Raw genomic sequence first — 24,828 nt, 5'->3', positions numbered from 1 at the left:
GCCCCCTACTGCTTATCTTCAGTCGGAGTTTGAATACTCACTTCTACGCCATTGCGAACACGCTGTAAGCCCTGTGTGATCACCGAATCGTTTTGATCCAGACCATCACGAATAATGATCCCTTGCTCTACTTGCGGCCCCAGCACAACGTTACGTCGCTCAGCCACATTACCTTCGGTGGTGATCATTACAAAGTCTCCCTCCAGATCCGTTTGTACCGCGCGACGTGGCACGACAATCACATCTCTTGTGTTCTTATCGCGCAAGTTCACTTTGATGTGCTGACCCGGCAATAGCTTATGATCAGGGTTGGTGACAATCGCTCGCATCGCAATCGTGCCAGTTTGGGTGTTAATGCGGTTACCCAAGAAATCGAGTTGCCCTAAGTGCTCAAAGAATTCTCCATTTTCCAGCTCTAGCTGTACTTCTACATTACTGGATTCCGCGGAGCCATCCCCTTTTACTTTGTCCATACCCATCGCCAGACGTTCGCGCTCACTAACACTGAATGAGGTGTGAACGGGATCAAGGCTAACCAACGTGGTCAACACCCCTGATGATGGAGAAACCAAATCACCAGTACTTACTTTGGTATCACTGATACGGCCGCTAAATGGTGCACGAATCTGGGTATAAGAGAGGTTAACCTCCGCTAATTTCAACTGGGCGTTAGCAGCTTCAAGTTCCGCTCTGGCACCTAATAGCGCCGCGGTCAGAGCGTCAAACTCTGACTGAGAAATACTGCCGCGAGGTAGCAAGTTTTTCCCGCGTTGGTGGTCAAGCTCTGCTTTCTTAAGTGCCGCTTTAGCCTGCGCCAATGCTGCTTTCGCACTTGCTACCTGAGCTTCGAAAGAAGAAGGCTCGATGGTATAAAGCAATTGGCCTTTTTCTACCATTTGCCCTTCATCAAAATGACGCGCTTTCAGGTAGCCTGAAACTTGAGCGGTAATATTGGTATCTTCTACCGCTTCAATTCGGCCGATATACGACTTGCTTGGTTGATAGTCGATAACAATGACATCCTGTGTCACAACGAGAGGAGCCTGACTCCCTCCCTGGGTATTTTTCACTTCTCCGCATCCTGCAAGGATAGTAGTGGCCGCTATTAGTGCGACAAGTGTTTTCTTTTGCATGTATTTACCATTTTTATGGAACAGGATATTATTAAAAAACCCTTCAACCTTACCGTCTGTAGAGTGCGAATTCTCCTACATAAATTATGCAAATCGTTTCTAATTGTAATTAAATGAAACCAAGTAAAATTAACGTGATGCGATGGAAATTTTTTTATGATCTTTATTAATTCTGGAGTATGAAAATCCATCAAACATCAACGCAGTGTATGACTACTTTTCTCTCCCCCTTCACCAACATCTAGAGCCTGTCGACCAGACTCCCTTACCTGACAGAACGATGAAAAGTGAGCAATTAAGCGTCAGCACTCGTTTTTTGACTATTTTTTACAACAAAATGAGTTATCATTTCGATATTTCAAAGCCTTCGATCGAGAGGATGTACATGATTTCTAAATGGGCGAAACGTTTTTACCAAATGGCCGAATTGGTGGCATCTTGGAGTAAAGATCCCTCCACACAAGTAGGTGCAGTAATTACTAAGCAAAACCGTATCGTTTCTGTTGGCTTTAACGGCTATCCACACGGGGTTTCCGACAGCGTGGATACCGATGAGCGAGAACTTAAATACTTAAAAACACTGCATGCAGAAGAAAACGCTATTCTGTTTTCTAAGCGTGATTTAGACGGCTGTGACATTTGGGTCACGCATTTTCCGTGCCCTAACTGCGCGGCAAAAATTATTCAGACTGGCATCTCACGCGTACATTGCCCAGAGCAATCAGAAGATTTTCTGTCTCGCTGGGGAGATAAGATTCAGGTGAGTCAGGATATGTTCGATCAAGCTGGCGTAGAAGTGGACTGGCTGCCGTTAGAAGAAATCGAAATTGAAGGAACAGACGTTCGTTAACCTTCATTTAAAGTAACACTAAAAACACAACAGCCCAGATATCGTCTGGGCTGTTTCTATTTGTTCGCGGTAGTTACTATCACTTTTGGTATTTCTTCGCCGTCAGCTCTGCAATTTTGGCGATCACCAATACCGATTTTTCCATCATTTCTACTGACACGAATTCATGGATACCATGAAAGTTAAATCCGCCAGTAAAGATATTTGGGCAGGGTAGCCCCATAAACGACAAACGAGCCCCATCGGTTCCGCCTCGTATTGGTTTAATCAGAGGCTCAACATCACATGCTTCCATCGCTTGCTTTGCCAGGTCGATAATATGCGGATAAGGCTCGACCATCTCACGCATGTTGTAGTAACTGTCTGTGATTTTGATTTCTACACAGCCATGTTTCAGACCGGCGTTCATCTCATCGACGAGCTGACGCATAAAAGCTTTACGACTTTCTAAACCTTCTCGCTCAAAATCACGAATAATATAGCTCAGCTCACTATGAGCAATGCCAAGACTGCCTGATTTAAGGTGGTAGAAGCCTTCGTAACCTTCTGTGGTTTCGGGCGTTTGGTCTTCCGGCATCTGAACCTGAAATTTGGCCGCCAGGTTCATCGCGTTGACCATCTTTCCTTTTGCGGTTCCGGGGTGAACGCTGACACCGTGAAAAACAACGTCAGCGGTCGCTGCATTGAAATTTTCATATTCAAGTTCACCTTGAGGACCACCATCAACGGTATAAGCCCATTGCGCTCCAAACTTTTCAACATCGAATTTATCAGCGCCCCGACCGATCTCTTCATCGGGCGTGAATCCAATGCAAATATCGCCGTGAGGAATATCAGGGTTTTCAATCAGCATCGCCACTGCCGATAATATCTCTGCGATACCTGCTTTATTATCTGCGCCCAAAAGGGTCTTACCATTGGTCGTGATTAGGTTGTGACCATGAAGCTGATGCAAATCAGGGTATTGAACAGGTGATAACACTTCGTCACCAAGCCCCAGCGCAATATCGCCCCCCTGATAGTCTTCCACAAACTGAGGCGAAACATTTTTACCGGACGCATCTGGCGCAGTATCCATATGCGCGATAAAACCGATAGCGGGCACATCGTAATTCACATTAGAAGTTAACCTCGCCATAAGGTAACCATGGTCCGTTAAAACAACATCACTTAAGCCGAGGTTAATCATTTCCTGTTTTAAATGTTGTGCAAAAACGAGCTGCCCCGGACTACTTGGACAGGTCGTCACTTTGGGGTTTGATTTGGTATTGAACGTGACGTAGTGAAGAAATCTTTCAACTAAATGCTTCATAATTATTCTCATTACTCTAGGCTTCTTAGCATGTTACGCCCAACGTAGAATAAGAACTTGCTTTGAATCATTTTCTATTTAAAAACAGAGCTAATCCTACCGTTCAATCGAGAAGCTCCTGTGCTAACTCACGCCACTGGGCAACCTCGCCGCGAAAATGGTTCCACTGCTTTTCCGTCATGGACTTAGAGAGCGAAAGGGTGAGTTGGTCCACCAGCGCGAGATTGTGATCCATATTTTGAGATAGTTGGTCACTATAAAAACTTTCTGGCTCAAACATTAATTGCATGAACACTTTCTGATAAATAACACTGTTGGATTTATTGTCGAACATATATTCGAGCTCTTGATATATTGATGCTCGATAATTACGCCATAAAGGGCTATTGAGAATAACTTGATTAGAAAATTGCGTCACATAGCGTTGTTGATCATCATTTAGCTCTCCTATCCATTCTGTCACCCACTCTTCCGTATTTTCAAAAACAATCTTTCTCACTTCCTTTTCTGTCTTATCCGCATATTTAGCGTTTCTCTTCTTATAATCCTTTTGTACGTTAAGTAAAAACTCACGTTGCTGCTGCGGCGTTAATAACAAGCTCAATGAGAACAATTCGGGCGCGACCTTACTCACAATGCGGTTATAATGCTCTCGGAATCTTTCTCGGCTTTGCTGTAAGTAATTTAACGTAATATCTTCCTCTGTCATGGTTTCCATTTCCTTTAAATGGTCGACATAACGAGGCAGCTCTTCTTGCTTGTGCCACTCTGCTAAGAATAACAACCGCTCTTCTAGCAAACTTTCTTGCTCTTGGTTGAGCGTGACATAATCGTCAAGATATTCGAGGACAAACCAATCTAAATTGTTATAGAAAAACTTTTTAGTACAACCAGCCAGGACAAAAATGGAAATCAATATAAGGCTGTAGCGAAGTACTTTATTAGATACGTCATGTAATTTAATCACTTACCGAATTCCCTTTTCTTTTGTTTACCCTCTATAATCAGTGGTATCACTTAATATTGCGGCAAACTTACCTTGATGTGACAAATATTTGTTGTCACCCTAATAGAATATAGAGTTTGAAAAGAACTTTTTGATCACTACTATCCGCAAAAAAGTGAATTAGAGCGTATTGGTTGGCTAAAAAACAAATCGAATAGCGCTCCCTAAACGGCATATAATTTGCTTGAATAATTCTAGGATAGTTTATGGAGGCTAAGTATGGCTGCCGTTGAGCAACTTGATAACTGTGTAGAATATGAAATTCTATATTTTGAACAGGGAAGAATGTTCCGCATGATGGTTGACGCCGAGAACAAAGACTCGGCTTATGAATTTTATTTAGGATGTGGGAAGCATATTAGCGACTTGTACTCTATTCGCCCAGATTATTGAAAATCCACCTCTATGCATGATAGAGGCGGGTTTGATCATTGTTATTGCTACTTGCTATCGCCAAAACGTTCTAAATAGAGAACAGTAGCCGCTGTGCGAGAAGGAACTTTTAGTTTTTTGAGCAAACTCTTCATATGCACTTTGACTGTCGATTCTGAGATGAATAGACGGTCGGCAATTTGTTTGTTTCGAAACCCTTTCGCCACTTCTTTGAGTATTTGGCTTTCACGTTCGGTTAACGCATCAAATACGTCTTCTTGCTCGCCGCGCTCACTAAGATACTTTGCTACTTCCTGACTGTATGTTTTGTCACCACTATGAGCCTGCTTTAACAACTCTACCAGCTCATCTGGCTCAGTATCTTTAAGCAAGTACCCATCGGCACCGGTGCGCACAATCGCATCAATATCCGCCGGGCTATCCGAGACCGTTAAAATAACAATGCGCGCTTCACAACCGTCAGCTCGCAAGGCTTTCAGCGTATCCAAACCAGACATTCCCTTCATATTGAGGTCAAGAAGCACTAAATCCAGTTCCAATTCATGCGCTTTAGCAACAGCGTCCGCACCGTTACTCGCTTCTGCAACAACTTCAAACTCTGGCTCGAAACTTAAAAGTTGTTGAATACCACGTCGCATCAGTGGATGGTCATCCACCAGCATTACTTTACACGCTGTCAATGTTTACTTCCTTACTATGTTGGAATTCTAGTGTTACGGTACAACCATTGTTTTTCGACGCGACTACATGAAGATCTGCATGCAGTCTTGTTGCTCGCTCTTGCATGATACTCATACCGTAATGATTAATTTTTTGGTCTTGATGATCAAAGCCTACTCCGTCATCTTCTATTGTTACAGTGATCTTGCCGTCATAATCGAGGCACTGAATAACAATATTGTCGGCTTGCGCATGCTTTATAGCGTTCAGGGTTGCTTCTCTGATCAATTGCAGTAAATGCACCTGTTGATGCGCATCTAATTCTGTTGAAGAAAGACGGTTGTTTAAGGATATCTTAGTCGCCGTTTGTTCATTTAATGTAGCAACCATTTCTTGTAATGCCTGCCCAAAACTCCCCTCCTTTATTGTTAAGCGGAAGGTTGTGAGTAGCTCTCTTAACTGAGTATACGCAGCCGATAACCCCGTATCCAGCTCAGCAATCACCTGATTCGCTTGTGATATTGCCTTTTCATCCGGCAAATTTTTCACGCTTCTCTTAAGCAAAGCGACTTGAATTTTCAGGTAAGAGAGAGCCTGAGCCAGTGAGTCATGCAGTTCACGCGCGATGGTAGCCCGCTCTTCCATCAACAATATTTGTTCCGCTTGTCGCTGAGCTCGATTGTAATAAACTGCGCGGGAAAGAATCTGTACAAAGTTTTCAATTAGCGTTTCATTTGGACACGGCAGTCCTGCCTTCCAATACAAGTACCCTAAGTGCTCTCCATCAAGTACGAGCGGATCTGCGTGGCACGCTTCATCGCAGTCATGGCAGCACTCTTCCCCCTCGGCAAGAATCCAATTTGGCTCCCCCACCTGCTCGATCTCGAGCTTAACCGCCTTGATACCTTCCAGACTAGCAAGGTGCTGTAAAATAGCCTGAAAATTATCCTGGCCGATTCGTGAAGCCGTCAGTTCTTTTGATGAATCATAAAGCACTTCGAGAGACTGGTTCGCCTGCTGCAATTTACGAGTTTTTTCGTCAACCGCTTTTTCTAACCCTCGGTAGAGTTTGCCAAGATCAGTGGCCATACGGTTAAAAGTACGTGTTAGTATGCCCATTTCATTATTGCTTTGAACTTCAAGCGAAATATCAAAGGTGCGGTTTTTAATCCGCTCACTCGCGACGACCAAAGATCGCAACGGTTTAACCACTTCGCGGCGGACAAAGAGAACAACAAAGACACTTGCGCACAGAATCCCGCCCAGACCAAGGCCACCGACCCACGCTAAGTTGATCAACTTTTGTTCTGAAAAGCTTTGCAGCTTAAACACAAACGCATCAATCTGCGCAACAAACCCCGCAACCAACATTTGATAGTCGCTCGGATCCTCTTGCTTCAGAACTAATTTGAGTTCATGCCATCGAGCAATTAATCCGTAATAGTCTTGGGTTATATCTTCAGGTACTGACCAGTTTTGCAACGCTTTCATCGAAGGTGAATAAATCGAACGCTCAAAAGTTTCAATATGAACCGAGTAATCTACCGACTGGATTTGAATATCATTAGCCAACCTATAACTCTGCATGCGCATTGACCCTGCAACGTTCACCGCTTCAGCATCGTTGAGGCTAGACGCGAGCGTGAAAATAGCGAATCCAGTGGTAGCAATCGATAACAGCAGAATGATCAGCATTGCAGATGCAATCGTCCCAGTTACTGACTTTTTCACATTTTTAAACAATCTGAATTCCTTACTTTATTGTCCGACTGGCTTATGCAGTGAGCCCGTGACGCTTCAGCGTCCTCAATATGTGATCACTCGCGACAGAATTAATTGATCTAAAACAACATTACCCCCCAATTAACCCCTTGGAGGTATTTATACGAATATGTCAAAAACTACAATTTCGTTAGCGTTAATGACAGTTTATTAATGAAAATTGTGGGCTAAGCTTATTTGAGTACCAAATTTTAAGATGAACATCCGCATTGAGGTGGTTAAGTGGTAAACCTTTCAAGAAGAAGACTCTTTGCAAGAAAAACGCACACCAATGATGCAGTACGCTTACCTTGGTTAGCACAACCTGAGCAGTTTACAGATGGTTGTACTCGATGCGGTAAGTGTATCGATGTCTGCGAAACTAAAATTATAACTAAAAGTGACGGCGGCTTCCCTTCGGTCGACTTTAGCATTGATGAATGTACGTTTTGCTATCAATGCGCAGATGCCTGTCCCGAACCACTATTTTTAGCAGAAACAGAGCAACCTTGGCAGGCAAAAGCACAAATAAATGACAACTGTTTAGCAAAACAAAACGTTGAATGCCGCAGCTGCGGTGATATGTGCGACCCAATGGCGATTCAGTTCAAATTGGAGCTTGGGAAAGTAGCGCAACCAAATTTAAACCTTGATGAATGTAACGGATGTGGCGCATGTGTCTCTGTGTGCCCTACTTCATCCATCAATGTGAGCAATATAACAGCCTGAGCCGTACACATAGAAAGGCAATAACTGAGAGAACGATATGTCTCTAAATGAAGTGCATATTTCAAGTTTGGTAGTACACGTACTGCCTGAGCATCTGGATGAGATCAAGGCCCAGATCGAAGCGTATGAAAACGCCGAGATATACGGTGACAGTCCAGAAGGCAAAATCGTTGTGGTGCTGGAGACCGAGAACCAGGGATTCATTACCGATACTATCGATGCGATTAATAATTTACCGAATGTCTTAAGTACCGTCTTGGTTTACCACCAAATTGAGACAGAACTTGAACAAACAGATAACCAAGACACTGGAACACAACATTCCCAAATTGAGGGTGAAGTATGAAAATGACAAGACGTGCGTTTGTGAAAGCAAACGCGGCTGCATCGGCTGCTGCTGTAGCAGGTATTACATTACCAGCCTCTGCCGCAAACCTGATTGCCAGCTCTGACCAGAGCAAAATCACATGGGACAAAGCGCCTTGTCGTTTTTGTGGTACAGGTTGTTCTGTTCTAGTTGGTACGCAAAATGGCAAAGTGGTCGCTACACAAGGTGACCCAGAAGCGCCGGTAAACAAAGGTCTGAACTGCATCAAAGGCTATTTCCTGTCTAAAATCATGTACGGTCAAGACCGTCTGACACAGCCATTGCTGCGCATGAAAGATGGCAAATACCACAAAGATGGCGAGTTTACGCCAGTTTCTTGGGATGTCGCTTTCGATACAATGGCCGAGAAGTGGAAAGCATCGCTAGAGAAAAAAGGCCCAACTAGTGTCGGTATGTTCGGTTCTGGTCAATGGACCGTAATGGAAGGCTACGCTGCAGCAAAAATGATGAAAGCAGGCTTCCGTTCAAATAACATCGACCCGAACGCACGTCACTGTATGGCTTCTGCGGTAGTTGGCTTCATGCGCGCCTTTGGTATTGATGAGCCGATGGGATGTTACGACGACTTCGAGAACGCAGATGCATTCGTTCTTTGGGGTTCTAACATGGCAGAAATGCACCCTGTACTGTGGACACGTATTACTGACCGTCGCCTGAGCCACCCTCATGTTCGAGTCAACGTCCTTTCTACCTACTACCACCGTTCATTTGAGCTGGCGGACCATGGCTACATTTTCAATCCTCAGTCTGACCTTGCGATCGCTAACTTCATCGCCAACTACATCATCGAAAATGACGCGGTAAACTGGGACTTCGTTAACAAGCACACCAACTTTACTCAAGCTGACACCGATATTGGTTACGGCTTACGTGATGACGACCCGTTACAAAAAGCAGCTAAAAATCCAAACTCAGGCAAACTGACTGCTATCTCTTTTGAAGAGTACAAAAAGTCTGTTGCTCCTTACACCGTTGAGAAAGCATCGGAAATCTCAGGTGTAGAACAAGAGAAACTCATCGAGCTTGCGAAACAATACGCGGATCCAAACACAAAAGTGATGTCACTTTGGACCATGGGTATGAACCAGCATACTCGCGGCGTATGGATGAATAACCTGGTTTACAACATCCACTTGCTAACGGGTAAAATCGCGACTCCGGGTAACAGCCCATTCTCATTGACTGGTCAACCATCAGCCTGTGGTACTGCGCGTGAAGTGGGTACCTTTGCTCACCGTCTGCCAGCAGACATGGTGGTAGCAAACCCTAAACACCGTGAAATCGCAGAGAAGATCTGGAAATTGCCTGAAGGTACGATTCCACCAAAACCAGGCTTCCACGCGGTTCTTCAAGACCGAATGCTAAATGACGGTGTATTGAACTGTTACTGGGTTCAATGTAACAACAACATGCAGGCAGGTCCGAACATTAACACTGAGCGTCTTCCTGGTTACCGTAACCCAGAAAACTTCATTGTGGTGTCAGACCCATACCCAACTGCGACAGCGCAAGCGGCCGACTTGGTACTTCCTACCGCAATGTGGATTGAGAAAGAAGGCGCTTACGGTAACGCAGAACGCCGTACTCAAGCCTGGTATCAACAAGTTGGTACTGTGGGTGAGGCGAAATCGGATCTATGGCAAGTCATGGAGTTCGCGAAACGCTTCAAAATGGAAGAAGTGTGGCCAGAAGAGTTACTCGCAAAAGCACCTGAATACCGTGGTAAAACCATGTATGACATGCTGTTTAAAAACGGTCAGGTCGACAAATTCCCTGTCGAAGAAGCACGTGAACTAAACGACGATTCTCATCACTTCGGCTACTACGTTCAGAAAGGCCTGTTCGAAGAATATGCAACATTTGGTCGCGGTCATGGCCATGACTTAGCTCCATACGATGTTTACCACACTGTACGTGGCTTACGTTGGCCTGTGGTTGATGGTAAAGAAACGCAATGGCGCTTTAAAGAAGGCTCTGATCCATACGCGAAAGCAGGCTCTGGTTGGGACTTTTATGGCAACGCGGATGGTAAAGCCAAGATCATCTCCGCGCCATACGAAGCGCCACCAGAAATGCCAGATTCCGAATACGATTTATGGTTATGTACAGGCCGTGTTCTTGAACACTGGCACACTGGTACCATGACTCGCCGTGTTCCTGAGCTTTACAAAGCGGTTCCAGATGCGGTGTGCTACATGCATCCTGAAGATGCGAAAGCACGTAATGTTCGTCGCGGCGAAGAAATACTGATCGCCAATAAACGTGGTGAAGTACGTGCACGTGTAGAAACGCGTGGTCGTAACCGCCCTCCACAAGGTTTGGTATTCGTACCGTTCTTTGATGCTCGTATTTTGATTAACAAGTTAATCCTTGATGCAACTGACCCACTGTCAAAACAGACAGACTTCAAAAAGTGCCCGGTCAAAATCACTAAGATTGCTTAACCCTTCAGATATCGAATAAAACGGCCGCCCACGCGGCGGCCTGAAAAAGAACTTAAGCCTTAAAGGCGGAGAAGAAACGATGAAAAAATTACTTGTCGCACTTTTATCTGTAGGTGCTTTGGTGACAGGCATTGCACAAGCTGAGTTAAACAACCCAGGTGGTACTGGTGGACTAGAATCTTTGCGTGGCATGTCTCAACTTGAAGATACTCGCCCTGCTGACGAGTTTAAAGACTTCCCAAAAGATCAAATCGTTGAGGATAGCTTTGTTTATCAGCCACCGCTGATTCCACATAGTATTCGTAACTATGAGGTGTCTTTAAACGCGAATAAATGTCTTGCCTGCCATAGCTGGAAAAATGCGAAAGACTCTGGCGCGACAAAAATCAGCGTAACCCATTATGTTAACCGTCAAGACGCTGTGCTTGCCGATGTCTCTCCTCGTCGCTTCTTCTGTTTGCAGTGTCACGTTCCGCAAACCGATGCGAAGCCATTAGTGGAAAACGAATTCCAAGCTGTAGATTCGCTTCAGTAAATGAAACGCGAGTGCTAAGAGGTTACTTATGAAAATACTTAAAGCGTTTTGGAATAGACTGAAGAGCCCAAGCAAAGCTGCCGCTGGTGTGGTTTTATTCCTCGGTTTTGCTGGCGGTCTGCTGTTTTGGGGCGCATTTAACACGGGAATGGAAGCGACAAACACCGAAGAGTTCTGCTCTGGTTGCCACGCGCCAATTGTTGCTGAGATCAAAGAGACTATCCACTACTCAAACCGCTCTGGGGTACGAGCGATTTGTTCAGACTGTCACGTTCCGCATGAGTGGACAGATAAGATCGTACGTAAAGTTCAGGCTTCAAAAGAGTTGTTTGCTCACTATGTTTTGCGCACTATCGATACGCCAGAGAAATTCCAGGAACGTCGTGGACATTTGGCAGAACGTGAATGGGCTCGTATGAAGAAAAACGACTCTTTAGAATGCCGTAACTGCCACGAGTTCGACTATATGGACTATTCACAACAAGGCTCTCGTGCTTCTGCTCAACACTCTACAGCGTTGGCTTCAGGCGATAAAACCTGTGTAGATTGTCATAAAGGTATCGCACACAAATTACCTGATATGCACGGCGTAGAAGGCTGGCAATAAGGAGAACTGACCATGAGTACACTAGAATCTGTGATTTGGCACATCCTAGGATACAGCGCAATGCCAGTAATCATCTTGTCTGGCTTTGTTGGCGTAGCTGCCGTTTCTCTATGGGTGTTGTCGCTGGGTAAAGACAAGAACCTGTAATCCAAACAACGCAATGCATGGATACGCGAAAGCAACCATGTTCCAAACTTGTTCATGCATCAATCGTTAAACAGCGCTGGGATAATCTCAGCGCTGTTTTGTTTTACGCCGGACCAGATAAAAAAAGCGACCACTAGGGCCGCCAAGAGTATCGCCAAAATAATAATGCGGAAGGAAACATAACCATTTAAGGTCATTTCACAGGCAATACCTGTTTAACGTAGGTTCCCGGCGCTTCATCAATCACAGGATTGTTTTCAGAGCCAACAGGGAATGGTTCGACCTGCTCTTCTGGATTGAACTGAAGTAGCCATTCGTTCCAATGCGTCCACCAGGACCCATCTTTACGTTCAGCACTGCTTAGCCATTCCTCTGCAGAGTCTTCTAGCGTATCGTTCAACCAATAGCCGTACTTGCCCTTAGACGGTGGATTGACAATACCTGCTATGTGCCCAGATTCACCCAGTACAAACGTCTTGTTACCACCCGTGTTCAGAGCGCCACGGTACGTGCCTTGCCATAGTGCGATATGATCTTCTTTGGTTGATACAAAGTAGCTTGGGATTTTAATCTTATTCAGATCCATCCAAACACCGCCGATTTTCACGCCTTTATCTTGTATCAGTTTGTTTTCCAAATAGAGCTCTCGAAGCAGGAAGTTATGCGCGGCAGCACTCACGTTGGTACTATCGCTGTTCCAGTACAACAAGTCGAAATCTACCGGACTATTGCCTTTCAAGTAATTGTCCACGTAGTAGTTCCAGTACAAGCTGTTCTCACGCAACAAACTGAATGTCACACTTAAAGAACGGCCATCCATGTAACCTTTCGCGTTGTTCTGTGCTTCTATCGCACTGATGATGACATCATTAATGTAGGCACCCACTTCTCCCGGCTGAGAAAAGTCGAGAAGCGTCGTAAAGAAGGTCGCGGATTTAATGCGTTTCTTCATGCGCTTCGCCGCATAGTAGGCAACAGTACTTGCAAGAACGGTCCCGCCGATACAGTAACCAACTGCATTGACTTGCTCTTGACCAGTAATGTCTTCAATCGCTGCGACAGCTTTTACCACACCTTCAGTAACATAATCGCCAAACTCAACGTTCGCTTGCTCTTTACCGGGATTACGCCAGGACATCATAAATACAGTGTGTCCTTGCTCCAGCAACCAGCGAACCATCGAGTTCTTCTCGGTGAGATCAAGAATGTAGTACTTGTTAATGAACGGCGGTACGATCAGCAATGGCGTTGCATTCACCTTTTCCGTCACCGGACGGTATTGGATCAGCTCAAACAGTTCATTTTTGAAAACCACATCACCTGCCGTGGTGGCGACGTCTTCACCAACACGGAAAGCATTGTTGTTGGTCATACGGATTTTTAAAATATCCGCGCTCGACTCAACGTCTTCCTTAAACTGCTCTAAACCTACTAATAAGTTTTGACCGTTTTGTTCAAGTGTCAGTTTTAAAAGCTCTGGATTGGTCGCAATGAAGTTAGATGGGGAGAGGGCATTGATGGCTTGGCGGGAAAAGAAAATAATTCGCTCTTTTGCCTTCTCATCTAAGCCTTCTAATGACTCGATGGTGTCCAAGTACGTTTTACTGAACAAAAGGTAAGATTGCTTGATGAAGCTATACATCGCCTCATTTTGCCAATCCTCATGAGAGAAACGCTTATCTCCCCTTTCTGCTTCTATTGTTTGCGTCTTGTTGCCTGCCAGAACAACGTTCTGCCAGATTTGCAGTTGTTGCTCCCACCATTCAGCTTGCAGCTTAAGAATAGCAGCAGGTTGATTGGCAGCTTGTTCAAACAGTTTGGCAGTGTCCTCAAAGTTCACTTCTTGCATAGCCTTGTTCAAAGGAGAATTCACGACTGCCTTGTTGACTTCGAAATCATGCCACCATTGTTGATTGGTTTCCTGAAGCTTTACAAGATAGTCCGAAAAGAAGTGTTGAAACATAGTCTTACTCCTATATTCGGAAAAAACAACGCCGCCCAAATCGAGGGGCGGCGAGAATCGGACAAATTACGCTGGAGTAACAGTCTTAAGATTTTCCGAAGTCATTTTCTCAACGTCTTCTTTGAATTCTTTTGCGATAGCTTGCAGCTTGTTGCTGTCATCCATCATTTGTTGAGAAAGCTTAGTCAGTACGCTTAACTGCTGGCTATTGAACGCAGTCAGAGAAGTCACGTCTTTGATTTCTGACGCTGCTTTCATTTGCGTAATACCCATTTCACTGTACGTGCGCATCGCGTTAAGTTGAAGCTCAGTTAGTACTTCAACGTTTTTAGTCACAAGCTTGTTAAACTTCAAGTAAGGTTCTAGCGTTTTTTCTGTTTGATCGCTGAATGTTTTGAAAAAATCAGTGTACATGGTGTATCTCCTAGATAAATGAATATAAATGTCCGTTTAAAAAAATTACTTAATTGCTTTTAGAATGACAGCTGTCCCCATACCGCCACCCACACACAGTGAAGCTACACCGTATTGGGCGTCCTGCTTATGAAGTTCGTGAACTAAAGTGACCAGAATTCGGTTGCCAGAGGCACCAAGTGGGTGACCTAATGCAATCGCACCGCCATTAAAGTTTGCTTTATCTTGAATCGAACTGACTGGAACTTGGTTTGTTTCAGCCAACTGATGAATCACCCCAAGAGCCTGAGCGGCAAAGGCTTCATTCAGCTCGTATACATCAATATCCTGAATATTAAGCTCTGCTTTCTTGAGCGCTTTATTCACTGACTCGACTGGCCCTAGCCCCATGATCTTTGGATCGATACCTGACTGCGCATAGCTGACAACCTCAGCCAGAGGTGTCAAACCATGAGCTTGAACCGCGCTTTCTGATGCCACGATGATCGCACTCGCACCATCGTTGATTCCTGATGCATTACCCGCTGTGACTGTACCTTCACGGTCAAATGCCGGGCGAAGCTTGCTCAAGCCTTCAAGTGTCGCGTTTGCCTTAGGGTATTCGTCTGTGTCGAAAATAATCGTTTCACGGCGGTGCGTTACTTCAACCGGTACGATTTCATCTTTGAATTTGCCTGCTTCAATCGCGGCAACCGCTTTCTGTTGGCTGGCTAAAGCATACGCGTCTTGCTGCTCGCGGCTAATGCCCACTTCCTTTGCCACATTTTCCGCAGTCACACCCATGTGGTACTGATTGTAAATGTCCGTTAGGCCATCGGTGATCAATAGATCTTTCAGTTCCATGTTGCCCATTTTATTCCCATCGCGGACGCTACTAGGAACGATGAACGGGATTTGAGACATCACCTCAACGCCTGCAGCAACAACCACTTGAGCATCACCGCTTCGAATGTGAGAAACCGCATCCATCACGGTTTTCATGCCACTACCACAAACCATGTTGACGCCATACGCTGGTACAGACTCCGGAATACCCGCAAATATTGCCGCTTGGCGACCAACGCCCATCCCTTGGCCAGCACTAACGACGTTACCAACAATCACTTCATCAATCTTGTCGCTTCCGAGATTTGCAGCTTCAAGCGCCCCTTTAATTGCGACTGCTGCCAGATTGCCTGCTGAAGTATTTTTTAAACTTCCACCAAATGCGCCAATAGGTGTACGCTTTGCTGCTACGATATAAACTTTTTCCATCATCTCTATCCTTAGTGCATGTAAAGGCCGCCGTTCACCGACAGTGTTTCGCCGGTGATGTATGCGCCTGCATCACTCACTAAGAAGCTAACAGATGCTGCAATTTCTTCTGGTGTCGCTAAACGCTTCATAGGAATCTGATTAGTAATCGATTCCAACACTTCTGGCTTCATTTGCTCTACCATTGGTGTCCCTGTGTATCCAGGAGCAATCACATTAACGGTAACGCCTGAACGTGCGCCTTCAAAAGCCAACGCCTTTGAGAAGCCGATCATGCCTGCTTTCGCAGCCGAGTAATTTGCTTGGCCAAACTGCCCTTTCAGACCGTTAACCGACGAGATATTGATGATGCGCCCGCTACCTTTTTCACACATTGCTGCGAATATTGGTTGAGTAACGTTGAACAAGCTATTCAGGTTGGTATTGATTACATCGTTCCAAGCTTCTGCGGTCATCTTCTTAAAGACGCCATCACGAGTGATACCTGCGTTGTTGACAACAACATCAAGCGTCCCCTCTTCTTGAAGCAAAAGGGCTAGCGTTTCTGCACACTGAGCAGTGTCGGTAACATCTAACTCTAAAAGGCGAACCTGGTCTTTGGTAAACCCTTTGCTATTAAACCACTCCAACGCACACTCATAGTTGCCAGTGTTGTAAGTAGCGATGACACGATAGCCATCGTTGACGAGTTGAGAGGAAATTGCGGAACCAATTCCGCCTTTTGACCCGGTGATCAAAGCGACTTTATTCATTGACGACTCCATTCTTTATCGGAAAATAAATCAAACTACTAATTACAAAATCTAATTGTTTAATAATTTATTCGGCAGAAATCCTTTAACGCCTTTTATTTTAATTTAATCCATAAGTATTACATTTCAAATAATACTATAGTCTATTTTCGTATTATTGATTTAGATCTCACAAACAATGAAAGGTTAAATAATTGTTAAATAATTACCAATTAAATATAAGTCATTGTTTTAAAATGAAATTAAATCGTAGGCAAACTCAAACGAAAACCACAAAAAACCATAAAAATCAATATTTTATAAAAACAAGAACAAATTACACCATTTAGTGAAATAAGATCATATTTAATATTTACCAAGAGTTTTATAAACAAAAAATAGAGTATTAGTTCAAAATTAATTATTGATTATATTAATGTAAACGTTTAACACGTTTAAAACAGCCCCTGTAGTTTCGTAATTAAACTTGGAATATGAACTGTAAAAGAGAACTATTACTAATAATTAATTTATAACTATAACAATCAAATTAAAACCTTCGCTCCGAGCTGGTGCAAGCGCACTAATATGACGCGCTGATTAAACATTGATGTATTTTACTTTAATATAATTAATTAAGTTCAATAATATAAATATAAAAGTGATTAAAAGTTAGTAGTAGCATCTGTAACGACTTTGCACTATCTTTGTGAGTCGTCCTTTAATTAGCTAATCGATACCACCTATGAATATGACATTGCTTAGTATGTTCATCCCTACCTTCTTTTTCGTCTCTATTACGCCAGGGATGTGTATGACACTTGCACTCACGTTAGGAATGAGTGTCGGGTATCGCCGCGCATTGTGGATGATGATGGGAGAGCTCGCAGGAGTTGCCCTTGTGTCGATCTCAGCAGTGCTGGGCATAGCGGCAATTATGCTTAATTATCCGTGGTTGTTTATCGTCCTGAGATTTATCGGTGGTGCCTATTTGCTTTACCTAGGCATTGAAATGTGGCGCTCCCGAGGCAAACTAGCAATCAATCTAGAGACAGAATCCGCCTTGCCTCAGGGCAACTGGAATTTAGTCATTCAAGGTTTCGTAACTGCGATTGCGAACCCAAAAGGCTGGGCTTTTATGATTTCTCTACTCCCACCATTTATTGATCAGAATGCTGCACTTGCGCCTCAATTGGCCGTTTTAATTTCCATTATTCTGATGTTTGAATTCATTTGCATGTCGCTTTATGCAACCGGAGGAAAAGGCTTAAAGCGTGTATTAGGTCATTCAAAAAATGTACGTCTTATGAATCGCGTCGCTGGCACTTTGATGATGGGTGTTGGAGTTTGGCTATTAATGAGTTAATGGTAAAGCACTAACTTCTGATAGAACTCTAATAGAGTTCCCAAATAGTTTCTCTGTCTCCAACAATAGTATTTCCATTCCCATGAAATAAAAAACGCCACTTCAGAACGAGTGGCGTTTTTCTCTTAGCTAGAAACACAAATATGCATTAAGGCGCAGTGTCAATCTCTACTGGTAAATAATGTTTTGGCTCCAATTTCAATCGCTCTGGTAAAACGGTACCAATTGAAATAGACGACCAAGTGCCAGATAGAACACCAATAAACATAGCAGTAGAAAATCCAGCCAACGCAGCTCCGCCCATGATCCACAATGCCCCGACTGTGATTAATGTGGTTCCGGATGTCACCATGGTACGAGAAAATGTCGCAATGACAGCTTGATCATTGATCTCTTCTGTTTTCCAGCTCTGCTTCGCGATGAGCAGCTCTCGAATTCGGTCAGCGATGATGATCGAGTCATTCAGAGAGTAACCAAGAATCGCCAAAATTGCGGCAAAAACGGTGAGGTTAAATTCCATCTGAGTAATCGCAAAGAAACCTAAGACAAGCACCACATCGTGTGCGAGGGCGAATAATGATCCGCTGGCTAAACGCCATTCAAAGCGAAAACATAAGTAAGCCAAGATGGTTAAGACCGAAACGAGCAGCGCGAGACCACCTTGCTCAAACAGATCCTGACCAACTTGTGCCCCAACGATACTGTTACTTACAACATCGACCTGATGCGAAATCGGCTTTAATACATCCGCAACACTTGGTAGCTCTTGGCCTTGTTCTGGCGCTGAATAACGGATAACCCAGCGACCTTCTTCGCCAGAACGTGTCACAGATGTCGATTCACCCAATTCAGGCTGTAACGCACTGAGCAAATCTTGATTGGTTAACTGCTTGTCTATTTTAACTTCTGTCACCATCCCGCCGGTAAAATCGAGGCCCAGGTTTAACCCTTTCATTCCCAACGCGGCTAGCGCAATCACAGTTAAAATTAGTGAAACTAAGGTAGTAAAGTAGCGAATTTTACGAATATGCTGCTGTAATATTTTGACCATGATTAAACCCTCACATCACGACGGGCATCGCGGCCCCAAATTAAGTTGATCATTGCTCGAGAAGCAAATACGCCGGTAAACATACTGGTTAACAGACCCAAACCTAGCGTTAAAGCAAAGCCTTGGATCGGACCGTTACCAATCGCGTACAAAATCACAGCGGTAATCATGGTAGTAATATTGGCATCAAGGATGGTGGCAAATGCGCTGTCAAAACCAAGATCGATAGCCTGTGCAAAACTTCGGCCTTCGCGCATTTTGTCCTTAATTCGTTCAAAGATAATCACGTTAGTATCGACAGCCATGCCGACCGTAAGCACTAAACCTGCGATGCCCGGCAGAGTAAGAACTGCGCCCGGTAACAGAGCGATCAGCCCCAACAAACAAACCATATTGGCACACAAAGCCACATTCGCGACCCAACCTAAACGGCGGTACCAAAGCGCCATAAACGTCAGCGTTAGTCCTAGACCTAAAGCCAGTGCCGCAAAACCATTTTGGATATTTTCGGCACCAAGAGAAGCACCAATGGTGCGCTCTTCAACAATGGTGACCGGTGCGGTCAGAGAGCCAGCTCGCAGTAAAAGTGCCAGTTGCTGTGCTTCATCCATGCTTCCTGCACCAGTAATACGGAACTGGCTGCCCAGCTGAGATTGAATCGTCGCAACACTGATGACACGTTCGTTACGCTCGGTTACACCGCGTTCATTCGTCTTGTATTCACGGTAAACCGTCGCCATTGGCTTACCAATATGGGTAGCAGAAAAGTCACTCATTTTCTTACCACCAGCATGGTCAAGCGAGATGTTTACCTCTGACATGCCCATTTTGTCCACACCAGCACGAGCGTTCACAATGTGCTCACCAGTCAGGACCGGACGCTTACTCAGTGTCACGGTGCGACCATCATTGTCTTTCAATACCAAATATTGACTGCTTTGCGCTTTGCTTGCGTCTTTCACTTCATAGAAAGCCAGACTTGCCGTTGCACCAATCACATTTTTCGCTTGTGCTGGGTCTTGAACACCAGGTAGCTCAATACGAATGCTCTCTTTACCCTGACGCTGAACAAGTGCTTCCGTAATACCCAGCTCTTCAATTCGACCACGCATGATCTTCAGGTTCTGCTGTAACGTCGTGGACTGGAATTCCTGGATATTTTGCTCACTAGGCTCCAGCACGAATCCTCTTACTGAGCTTTTTGCTACCCAGCCTGGGTAATTTTGCTGCAAGAACTGGTTTACCTCAGCGAGTGCCTTTTCACTCTCACTGTTGACGGCAATACGATTTCCACTTTCAGCGCGAACCTGAACACCACGTGTTCGATTGTCACGCAGGTCAGCTTTGATCTCATCGATCAGTGCGTCTCTTTGCTCTTCGAATGCTTTATTTACATCAACATTCAACAGGAACTGCACACCACCACGTAGATCAAGGCCCAGCTTAATCGGGTTAAAGCCCATCTCGCTCAACCATTCTGGCGCAACAGAGACATACGAGAAGGTGATACTGTCCTCTTTATCCAACTGTTTATTGAGCAGAGCGCGAGCTTTACTTTGTGCGTCTTCACTGCCAAAAACGATGGTTGTTTTGCCATCCTTTTCGATGATTCTGTCAGTGGAAATATGGTTCGTTTTGAACAATTGATTGAGTTGTACCAGTGACATTTCACTCTGGTTTTGGTCAGAAAAGGTCACTTGGATCGATGGCTGCTCGCCAAACCAGGTCGGAATGGCACTCAGCGTCAGAATAATGATTGTCGCGATAAGCACGACATATTTCCAAGCAGAATAGTGGTTTAGTAATTTTCTACTTTTGGCTGGTTTTGGTGTTTTCTTCATATAAACATCATCCCCTCACCCTTAGGTGAAGATTTTACTTTGATAGAGTCAAGACACGACAACTTACGCCCAGAAAATAATCCAGGATAAAGAATGCTCAGAACACAGATCTATTCTGATGAATACCGTCGTCGTGTTGAGATTGCACATAATGTGCAGAGTGATGGTGTTTAGGCAGAAAACTGACTATTGAGAGCAACATACATCGCGTTGGTTTCTTTCCAACCAGAAAGGCGATAGTCGCTTGTGAAATGATGAAAAATGGACTGGTTTTGACGCCAGTTAATATTGATCAGGCTGTAACTATAGCCAACATCCGCATAGAAAGGCGCATTGAGATCGCCGACAAAATCGACATCTTCTTCATCAAGCCCTTCTCGGACATGAGAGAGCCAGCGTTGCGAATTAAATATCGCCGACGAATCTGAATTTGCATGACCTTCAGATACCGGCGCGCGCGTGGACTCTTCTGACGCCTCAGAAAAATCATCGTCTGAAATTGGGGATGTGCTTGCTGCAACAAAAGGCTGCAGTTTACTGAAATGCGGTAAGTGAGCTTTCTGATCTGCTTGGGCAGCCGAAACATGTACTGGCAGTAATACCATTGCAAGCAGCAGAAAAAATAGCTTTCTAAGATAAATCTGAGGCATGAAATCTCACTAAAACAAAACACGGCCGAGTTTACTCACCCGGCCCGATGATAGTATGCCTATTGATTAAGCTGAACAACTAAAAAGATCTAAATCTCTGATTCCATCTTTGCCATTACGTAAACGCTTTGCATCTAACGATAGAATATTTCGCCACTATCGACGTCCAGATAGATTTTGTTTTCCTGCTCTAAACCACCACAGTATATGAAGTACACATTTCGCTGCTTGTAAGTCACAGAACGAACCCACCCGCCAAGTTCTGTGAAATCTTCTGGCTCACACGTATTGTCGTCCAACAGCAGTTGAGTCTTGTTGCGAAATATTTCTAGATTGTCTTTTAAGTCGTCTGACTTCTGTAAATACCCATCGAGTATCTCTAAGCGCTCTTGCTCTTTAATCACTGGTTCAGCATCCGACAGCCCTTTTGCATCTAACCATTCCGCCGTTTCTTCACCGCCGTCCTCATAAACGAGATAATCGGAGATGCGATACCAACCGTTAGACTTTTCCAAAACGACGACCTTTTCCCCTTTGTAGATCGTATCAACAACTAACGCGTTATGGTCTGGTTTGTTGTACGCGCTAACCTGACGTTCAATCACGTAATACTCGGTCGTTTCAGGCGGTACAGATTCCAAATCCATGACAGGTTTTGACGCTTCTTCTTTTACTTGAGCTTTAGGAGAGGTCGCTTCGGCTGCCTGTTCAGGCTGATCCTTTTGCATAAAGAAGAAATAATAACCAAAACCAGCGCCTCCAAGCAGTAATACAGCCATCATCGCGATAAGCGCTTTCTTCATATCTTTTCCCTTCTATTTTGGGCAAATATCCCAAAAGATACTTGATTATACTTCGCCAGCAATAAACTATAGTTAAAAGAGTCGCTTAACTAACGTGAATAATAATGATAAACAAGCTTAAATGGATACTTTTGCTTTTCGTCTTCCCATCGGCATGCTATTCAAATGTGCCATGCACCCCGTCTTCATGGAATGATAATCTGAATGAATTCAACAGGTTAGAGTCCAAGTACAATCAGAATGTCAAAGTCTTCAACGCACTTCTGATTGAACATAAACAACGACCACTCTTATCCAAGGAGTTTTCTCCCAACGAGCTAGTGATGCTTTGGCGCGTAAAGTCTCGTCGAGATATGCTCCAGACTCAGCTGGACGCATCTATACAATACCGTAAAGAATTAACTCAAAAAGCCAGTGAAATAAGCAAACTCAGTACACAATCTCAGTGGTCCGCCAATGGTTGGGAGAAATTGGCTCAAAGTTGTAAGTTATCAGAAAAGATGTCAAACCAGATTACCGCAGAGTGGTATCAGACGAATGCGAATCAACTTGCTGAAGACTATACTAAATTATCCTCACTTTATCTTGGTTTAGCCTCAGTCTACGAGAGAGAAGCAAGCGCTTTAACATCTGCGAAACATCACAGAAACATAAATTCGTCCACACCATAATCTGCCGCACCAATTTGAATCATTTGCATTCAATCTGGATAATTTTAAGAGACATAGGTCACAATAATGCTTTACTTGTGGCTAATAATTGGTTACTTTAGCCGTTAATAAAGTTTAACAAATAGTCACAACTGGCTGGGATGATGCTACAAAAATGGTTATCAATCGACTAAGTAACAGGCAAGACCCTAATACTACTAAAGCCAAGTTTTTGTCAGTAGTTAGGCACGTAAAACAATTCGGTTCAATCAGTGATCTGGACCTATGTAAAATCTTCGGAGAAACAATTTGGAGCGATGGGAGGGAATACCATTCAGCTGCTTTCTCATTTAAAGTAGATAGACGGACCGGCAATTGTGAAATATCACAATACAAAAATAGCCAATAAATCGTAAAGAATTCGAAAGCGAAGTTAGTAAACGGACTTCGCTTTTTTGATCAAGCATAAACCGGAAGGCTCCCATTCCCCTTTACTTCTCGTATTGCTAAATGGGTATGAATGTCTTTGACGTTCTCCAGCCTCTGTAGTTTTCTGGTAAAGTTTTCATAGCCTTCAAGATCCTTACTGACCACTTCCAACAAGTAGTCGTACGCGCCCGACACCACATGGCATGAGATGACCTCGTCCATTTCAACGATCGAATATTCAAATTCATCAATTGAAGAGGCTTGGTGGTTATTCAAACTGACTTCGACAAATACCGTCATCGCGATGCCAACCTTACCGCGGGATAATATCGCCCGGTATCCATTCACAACCCCTTCTTGCTCAAGACGCTTTATTCGCCTTGCGCATGGAGAAGGTGAAAGCCCCACTTGATCAGCGAGATCAGCCGTCGTCAGAGTGGCGTCTTTTTGAATCAGGTTAAGCAACTGCCTGTCTATTTTGTCCATTTCTCATTGTCTGCCAAATATCATCAATATTTATACGTTATACGCGTTTTTTCACTAACATTAAAATAAATCACGTCATAACTTGCCACCACTGAGCGTCCTTTTTGTTCGACAATGAACAAATCGATAACAAATTGGATACGTTAAGCATGATTCTGGGATACGCAGCAATATTAGTGACCTTACTTCTCTGGTCCGGTTTTTTCATTTCTCTCAAAGCAGGCGCAATCTCAGTACTTCAACCAGCCGATATCGCATTGGTTAGATTCTTGATTCCCAGCTTGGTTTTGCTCCCTTTTGTCCTAAAGAACAAAAAAACCATTAGCGTTATTCCCAATAAATATTTAACAGGCGTTGTAGTGGGGAGTGGGCTGCCTTACTTACTGCTCGTGGGTAGCGCGATGCACCTCGCCCCAGTGTCTCATGCCAGTGCACTGATACCCGGTACATTACCGTTATTTGTCTCCGCCATCGCTGTTCTCTTTTATAAACAAGCATTGAGCAAACACCGTTTATTTGGCCTAACGACGGTATTATTGGGTATCTTTGTTTTCTTGTTTTCCAACACGGGCACTGATTACAACTGGTCACAATTACAAGGACATCTACTATTTCTTACTGGCAGTTTGATGTGGGCGGTCTTTACCATCAGCGCGCGTGTCGCCAACCTGAATGCTCATGTCTGTGCTGGCTTTGTGGCGATAATCTCGTTAGCACTGCTTATCATCGCGGTCGGTTTCGGCTGGATAGACAGCTATTTAGCCGTCACACCAATGAAGTATTGGCCATGGAAAGAACTGTTCGGGCACACCATGCTTCAAGGGGTAGGCGCTGGCTTAATCGCTTCCTATACTTTTATATACGCGATCCGAATCATTGGTGCGGAAGCCAGTGCAGCTTTTGGCTCTTTAACTCCAGTCATTGCGACCTTGCTGGCGATCCCAATCTTTGGTGAGCAACCCGATACACTCACATGGCTTGCCCTAACGCTAGTAACGTGTGGCAGTATAATCGCGAGCCAGATATTTATGAAAAATGACCTTAGCCAACCTTATCGCCCGCCTGTTCATCGTTAGCATAAGTTAGCCTTTTAAACAGGTTTTTGTGACCACAAGTTTAATATTTGCGAACATGGAATTATTAGATAAGTGGTCACTTTGCAATCACTTTTGGGTTAAAACGAGGATAGCGTGGTGTTTGAAGAGATTAAAAAGCTATAATAGGC

25 protein-coding genes are annotated in these 24,828 nt (G+C 44.2%); 11 read left to right on the top strand and 14 right to left on the bottom strand.

Annotated features, from left to right (window positions below; genetic code table 11):
* Positions 1-5 precede the first annotated feature (5 nt).
* Positions 6-1,133 (bottom strand): multidrug efflux RND transporter periplasmic adaptor subunit VmeY, encoded by a 1,128-nt coding sequence (gene vmeY / locus VEJY3_RS17805; protein ID WP_020334171.1) that lies wholly within the window; start codon positions 1,131-1,133, stop codon positions 6-8.
* 385 nt (positions 1,134-1,518) lie between these two features.
* Here vmeY and VEJY3_RS17800 point away from each other — a divergent pair, with 385 nt between their 5' ends.
* On the top strand, positions 1,519-1,983 hold the full coding sequence (locus tag VEJY3_RS17800) for a dCMP deaminase family protein (protein WP_014233800.1): 465 nt from the start codon (positions 1,519-1,521) through the stop codon (positions 1,981-1,983).
* Positions 1,984-2,062: 79 nt separating this feature from the next.
* Here the strand turns inward: VEJY3_RS17800 and pepT are convergent, their stop codons facing one another.
* Together pepT and VEJY3_RS17790 are read right to left on the bottom strand one after the other, a co-directional pair.
* Positions 2,063-3,295 (bottom strand): peptidase T, encoded by a 1,233-nt coding sequence (gene pepT / locus VEJY3_RS17795; protein ID WP_014233799.1) that lies wholly within the window; start codon positions 3,293-3,295, stop codon positions 2,063-2,065.
* A 103-nt stretch (positions 3,296-3,398) separates the two neighbouring features.
* On the bottom strand, positions 3,399-4,262 hold the full coding sequence (locus VEJY3_RS17790; protein WP_014233798.1) for a DUF6279 family lipoprotein: 864 nt from the start codon (positions 4,260-4,262) through the stop codon (positions 3,399-3,401).
* A 258-nt stretch (positions 4,263-4,520) separates the two neighbouring features.
* Between VEJY3_RS17790 and VEJY3_RS17785 the strand changes: the two genes are divergently transcribed.
* Positions 4,521-4,694: a hypothetical protein gene (locus VEJY3_RS17785; protein WP_014233797.1), complete on the top strand. Its 174-nt coding sequence runs from the start codon at positions 4,521-4,523 to the stop codon at positions 4,692-4,694.
* 47 nt (positions 4,695-4,741) lie between these two features.
* Here the strand turns inward: VEJY3_RS17785 and VEJY3_RS17780 are convergent, their stop codons facing one another.
* Together VEJY3_RS17780 and narQ are read right to left on the bottom strand one after the other, a co-directional pair.
* Complete coding sequence (locus tag VEJY3_RS17780; RefSeq protein WP_020334165.1) at positions 4,742-5,356, bottom strand: response regulator; 615 nt, start codon at positions 5,354-5,356, stop codon at positions 4,742-4,744.
* A gap of 4 nt (positions 5,357-5,360) precedes the next feature.
* On the bottom strand, positions 5,361-7,097 hold the full coding sequence (gene narQ, locus VEJY3_RS17775; RefSeq protein WP_014233795.1) for a nitrate/nitrite two-component system sensor histidine kinase NarQ: 1,737 nt from the start codon (positions 7,095-7,097) through the stop codon (positions 5,361-5,363).
* A 261-nt stretch (positions 7,098-7,358) separates the two neighbouring features.
* Between narQ and napF the strand changes: the two genes are divergently transcribed.
* From napF to VEJY3_RS24955, 6 genes are all read left to right on the top strand, one after another.
* Positions 7,359-7,844 (top strand): ferredoxin-type protein NapF, encoded by a 486-nt coding sequence (gene napF, locus VEJY3_RS17770; RefSeq protein ID WP_014233794.1) that lies wholly within the window; start codon positions 7,359-7,361, stop codon positions 7,842-7,844.
* Between the two features lie 37 nt (positions 7,845-7,881).
* The gene (locus VEJY3_RS17765) at positions 7,882-8,190 is read left to right on the top strand and encodes a chaperone NapD (RefSeq protein ID WP_014233793.1); all 309 of its coding nucleotides are present in this window, start codon (positions 7,882-7,884) and stop codon (positions 8,188-8,190) included.
* Complete coding sequence (gene napA / locus VEJY3_RS17760; protein WP_014233792.1) at positions 8,187-10,676, top strand: periplasmic nitrate reductase subunit alpha; 2,490 nt, start codon at positions 8,187-8,189, stop codon at positions 10,674-10,676. Before VEJY3_RS17765 ends, napA begins: the two co-directional genes overlap by 4 nt.
* Positions 10,677-10,755: 79 nt before the next feature.
* On the top strand, positions 10,756-11,211 hold the full coding sequence (locus VEJY3_RS17755; protein ID WP_014233791.1) for a nitrate reductase cytochrome c-type subunit: 456 nt from the start codon (positions 10,756-10,758) through the stop codon (positions 11,209-11,211).
* A 28-nt stretch (positions 11,212-11,239) separates the two neighbouring features.
* Positions 11,240-11,818, top strand: a complete 579-nt coding sequence (locus tag VEJY3_RS17750; protein WP_014233790.1) for a NapC/NirT family cytochrome c — start codon at positions 11,240-11,242, stop codon at positions 11,816-11,818.
* Between the two features lie 12 nt (positions 11,819-11,830).
* The gene (locus tag VEJY3_RS24955) at positions 11,831-11,965 is read left to right on the top strand and encodes a TIGR02808 family protein (RefSeq protein WP_014233789.1); all 135 of its coding nucleotides are present in this window, start codon (positions 11,831-11,833) and stop codon (positions 11,963-11,965) included.
* Between the two features lie 193 nt (positions 11,966-12,158).
* On the opposite strand, the gene phaC is transcribed toward VEJY3_RS24955, so the two are convergent.
* The 4 genes from phaC to VEJY3_RS17730 all read right to left on the bottom strand — a co-directional run bounded on the left by phaC (position 12,159) and on the right by VEJY3_RS17730 (position 16,348).
* On the bottom strand, positions 12,159-13,928 hold the full coding sequence (phaC, locus tag VEJY3_RS17745) for a class I poly(R)-hydroxyalkanoic acid synthase (protein WP_014233788.1): 1,770 nt from the start codon (positions 13,926-13,928) through the stop codon (positions 12,159-12,161).
* Positions 13,929-13,994: 66 nt separating this feature from the next.
* Entirely contained in the window at positions 13,995-14,342 is a 348-nt protein-coding gene (locus tag VEJY3_RS17740; protein WP_014233787.1) for a phasin family protein, read from the bottom strand.
* Positions 14,343-14,387: 45 nt separating this feature from the next.
* Positions 14,388-15,596: an acetyl-CoA C-acetyltransferase gene (locus VEJY3_RS17735; protein ID WP_014233786.1), complete on the bottom strand. Its 1,209-nt coding sequence runs from the start codon at positions 15,594-15,596 to the stop codon at positions 14,388-14,390.
* Positions 15,597-15,607: 11 nt separating this feature from the next.
* The gene (locus tag VEJY3_RS17730; RefSeq protein ID WP_014233785.1) at positions 15,608-16,348 is read right to left on the bottom strand and encodes an SDR family oxidoreductase; all 741 of its coding nucleotides are present in this window, start codon (positions 16,346-16,348) and stop codon (positions 15,608-15,610) included.
* A 724-nt stretch (positions 16,349-17,072) separates the two neighbouring features.
* On the opposite strand from VEJY3_RS17730, the gene VEJY3_RS17725 reads away from it, so the two are divergent.
* A complete protein-coding gene (locus VEJY3_RS17725) occupies positions 17,073-17,693 on the top strand; it encodes a LysE family translocator (protein WP_014233784.1) in 621 nt (206 codons plus the stop codon).
* Positions 17,694-17,841: 148 nt separating this feature from the next.
* On the opposite strand, the gene secF is transcribed toward VEJY3_RS17725, so the two are convergent.
* From secF to VEJY3_RS17705, 4 genes are all read right to left on the bottom strand, one after another.
* A complete protein-coding gene (secF, locus tag VEJY3_RS17720) occupies positions 17,842-18,744 on the bottom strand; it encodes a protein translocase subunit SecF (RefSeq protein ID WP_014233783.1) in 903 nt (300 codons plus the stop codon).
* Between the two features lie 2 nt (positions 18,745-18,746).
* Positions 18,747-20,585 (bottom strand): protein translocase subunit SecD, encoded by a 1,839-nt coding sequence (secD, locus tag VEJY3_RS17715; RefSeq protein ID WP_014233782.1) that lies wholly within the window; start codon positions 20,583-20,585, stop codon positions 18,747-18,749.
* A 170-nt stretch (positions 20,586-20,755) separates the two neighbouring features.
* On the bottom strand, positions 20,756-21,235 hold the full coding sequence (locus tag VEJY3_RS17710) for a hypothetical protein (RefSeq protein WP_014233781.1): 480 nt from the start codon (positions 21,233-21,235) through the stop codon (positions 20,756-20,758).
* Between the two features lie 134 nt (positions 21,236-21,369).
* Complete coding sequence (locus tag VEJY3_RS17705; RefSeq protein WP_014233780.1) at positions 21,370-22,038, bottom strand: SH3 domain-containing protein; 669 nt, start codon at positions 22,036-22,038, stop codon at positions 21,370-21,372.
* Positions 22,039-22,142: 104 nt separating this feature from the next.
* Here VEJY3_RS17705 and VEJY3_RS26000 point away from each other — a divergent pair, with 104 nt between their 5' ends.
* Positions 22,143-22,709 (top strand): hypothetical protein, encoded by a 567-nt coding sequence (locus VEJY3_RS26000; protein WP_014233779.1) that lies wholly within the window; start codon positions 22,143-22,145, stop codon positions 22,707-22,709.
* 438 nt (positions 22,710-23,147) lie between these two features.
* Here the strand turns inward: VEJY3_RS26000 and VEJY3_RS17695 are convergent, their stop codons facing one another.
* A complete protein-coding gene (locus VEJY3_RS17695; protein ID WP_014233778.1) occupies positions 23,148-23,603 on the bottom strand; it encodes an Lrp/AsnC family transcriptional regulator in 456 nt (151 codons plus the stop codon).
* 149 nt (positions 23,604-23,752) lie between these two features.
* Between VEJY3_RS17695 and VEJY3_RS17690 the strand changes: the two genes are divergently transcribed.
* Positions 23,753-24,679 (top strand): DMT family transporter, encoded by a 927-nt coding sequence (locus VEJY3_RS17690; protein ID WP_014233777.1) that lies wholly within the window; start codon positions 23,753-23,755, stop codon positions 24,677-24,679.
* Positions 24,680-24,828: the final 149 nt, after the last annotated feature.

This window comes from Vibrio sp. EJY3 (assembly GCF_000241385.1).
Taxonomy (GTDB): domain Bacteria; phylum Pseudomonadota; class Gammaproteobacteria; order Enterobacterales; family Vibrionaceae; genus Vibrio; species Vibrio natriegens.
The sequence above is the reverse complement of the archived record's forward strand: the minus strand, read 5'-3'. Positions and strand labels throughout refer to the sequence as shown.

Coding starts and splice junctions, on each gene's coding strand:
- vmeY (WP_020334171.1), bottom strand. CDS start 1,133: ATGCAAAAGAAAACACTTGTCGCACTAATAGCGGCCACTACTATCCTT.
- VEJY3_RS17800 (WP_014233800.1), top strand. CDS start 1,519: ATGATTTCTAAATGGGCGAAACGTTTTTACCAAATGGCCGAATTGGTG.
- pepT (WP_014233799.1), bottom strand. CDS start 3,295: ATGAAGCATTTAGTTGAAAGATTTCTTCACTACGTCACGTTCAATACC.
- VEJY3_RS17785 (WP_014233797.1), top strand. CDS start 4,521: ATGGCTGCCGTTGAGCAACTTGATAACTGTGTAGAATATGAAATTCTA.
- VEJY3_RS17780 (WP_020334165.1), bottom strand. CDS start 5,356: ATGCTGGTGGATGACCATCCACTGATGCGACGTGGTATTCAACAACTT.
- VEJY3_RS17765 (WP_014233793.1), top strand. CDS start 7,882: ATGTCTCTAAATGAAGTGCATATTTCAAGTTTGGTAGTACACGTACTG.
- napA (WP_014233792.1), top strand. CDS start 8,187: ATGAAAATGACAAGACGTGCGTTTGTGAAAGCAAACGCGGCTGCATCG.
- VEJY3_RS17755 (WP_014233791.1), top strand. CDS start 10,756: ATGAAAAAATTACTTGTCGCACTTTTATCTGTAGGTGCTTTGGTGACA.
- VEJY3_RS17750 (WP_014233790.1), top strand. CDS start 11,240: ATGAAAATACTTAAAGCGTTTTGGAATAGACTGAAGAGCCCAAGCAAA.
- VEJY3_RS24955 (WP_014233789.1), top strand. CDS start 11,831: ATGAGTACACTAGAATCTGTGATTTGGCACATCCTAGGATACAGCGCA.
- phaC (WP_014233788.1), bottom strand. CDS start 13,928: ATGTTTCAACACTTCTTTTCGGACTATCTTGTAAAGCTTCAGGAAACC.
- VEJY3_RS17740 (WP_014233787.1), bottom strand. CDS start 14,342: ATGTACACTGATTTTTTCAAAACATTCAGCGATCAAACAGAAAAAACG.
- VEJY3_RS17735 (WP_014233786.1), bottom strand. CDS start 15,596: ATGGAAAAAGTTTATATCGTAGCAGCAAAGCGTACACCTATTGGCGCA.
- VEJY3_RS17730 (WP_014233785.1), bottom strand. CDS start 16,348: ATGAATAAAGTCGCTTTGATCACCGGGTCAAAAGGCGGAATTGGTTCC.
- VEJY3_RS17725 (WP_014233784.1), top strand. CDS start 17,073: ATGAATATGACATTGCTTAGTATGTTCATCCCTACCTTCTTTTTCGTC.
- secF (WP_014233783.1), bottom strand. CDS start 18,744: ATGGTCAAAATATTACAGCAGCATATTCGTAAAATTCGCTACTTTACT.
- secD (WP_014233782.1), bottom strand. CDS start 20,585: ATGAAGAAAACACCAAAACCAGCCAAAAGTAGAAAATTACTAAACCAC.
- VEJY3_RS17710 (WP_014233781.1), bottom strand. CDS start 21,235: ATGCCTCAGATTTATCTTAGAAAGCTATTTTTTCTGCTGCTTGCAATG.
- VEJY3_RS17705 (WP_014233780.1), bottom strand. CDS start 22,038: ATGAAGAAAGCGCTTATCGCGATGATGGCTGTATTACTGCTTGGAGGC.
- VEJY3_RS26000 (WP_014233779.1), top strand. CDS start 22,143: ATGATAAACAAGCTTAAATGGATACTTTTGCTTTTCGTCTTCCCATCG.
- VEJY3_RS17695 (WP_014233778.1), bottom strand. CDS start 23,603: ATGGACAAAATAGACAGGCAGTTGCTTAACCTGATTCAAAAAGACGCC.
- VEJY3_RS17690 (WP_014233777.1), top strand. CDS start 23,753: ATGATTCTGGGATACGCAGCAATATTAGTGACCTTACTTCTCTGGTCC.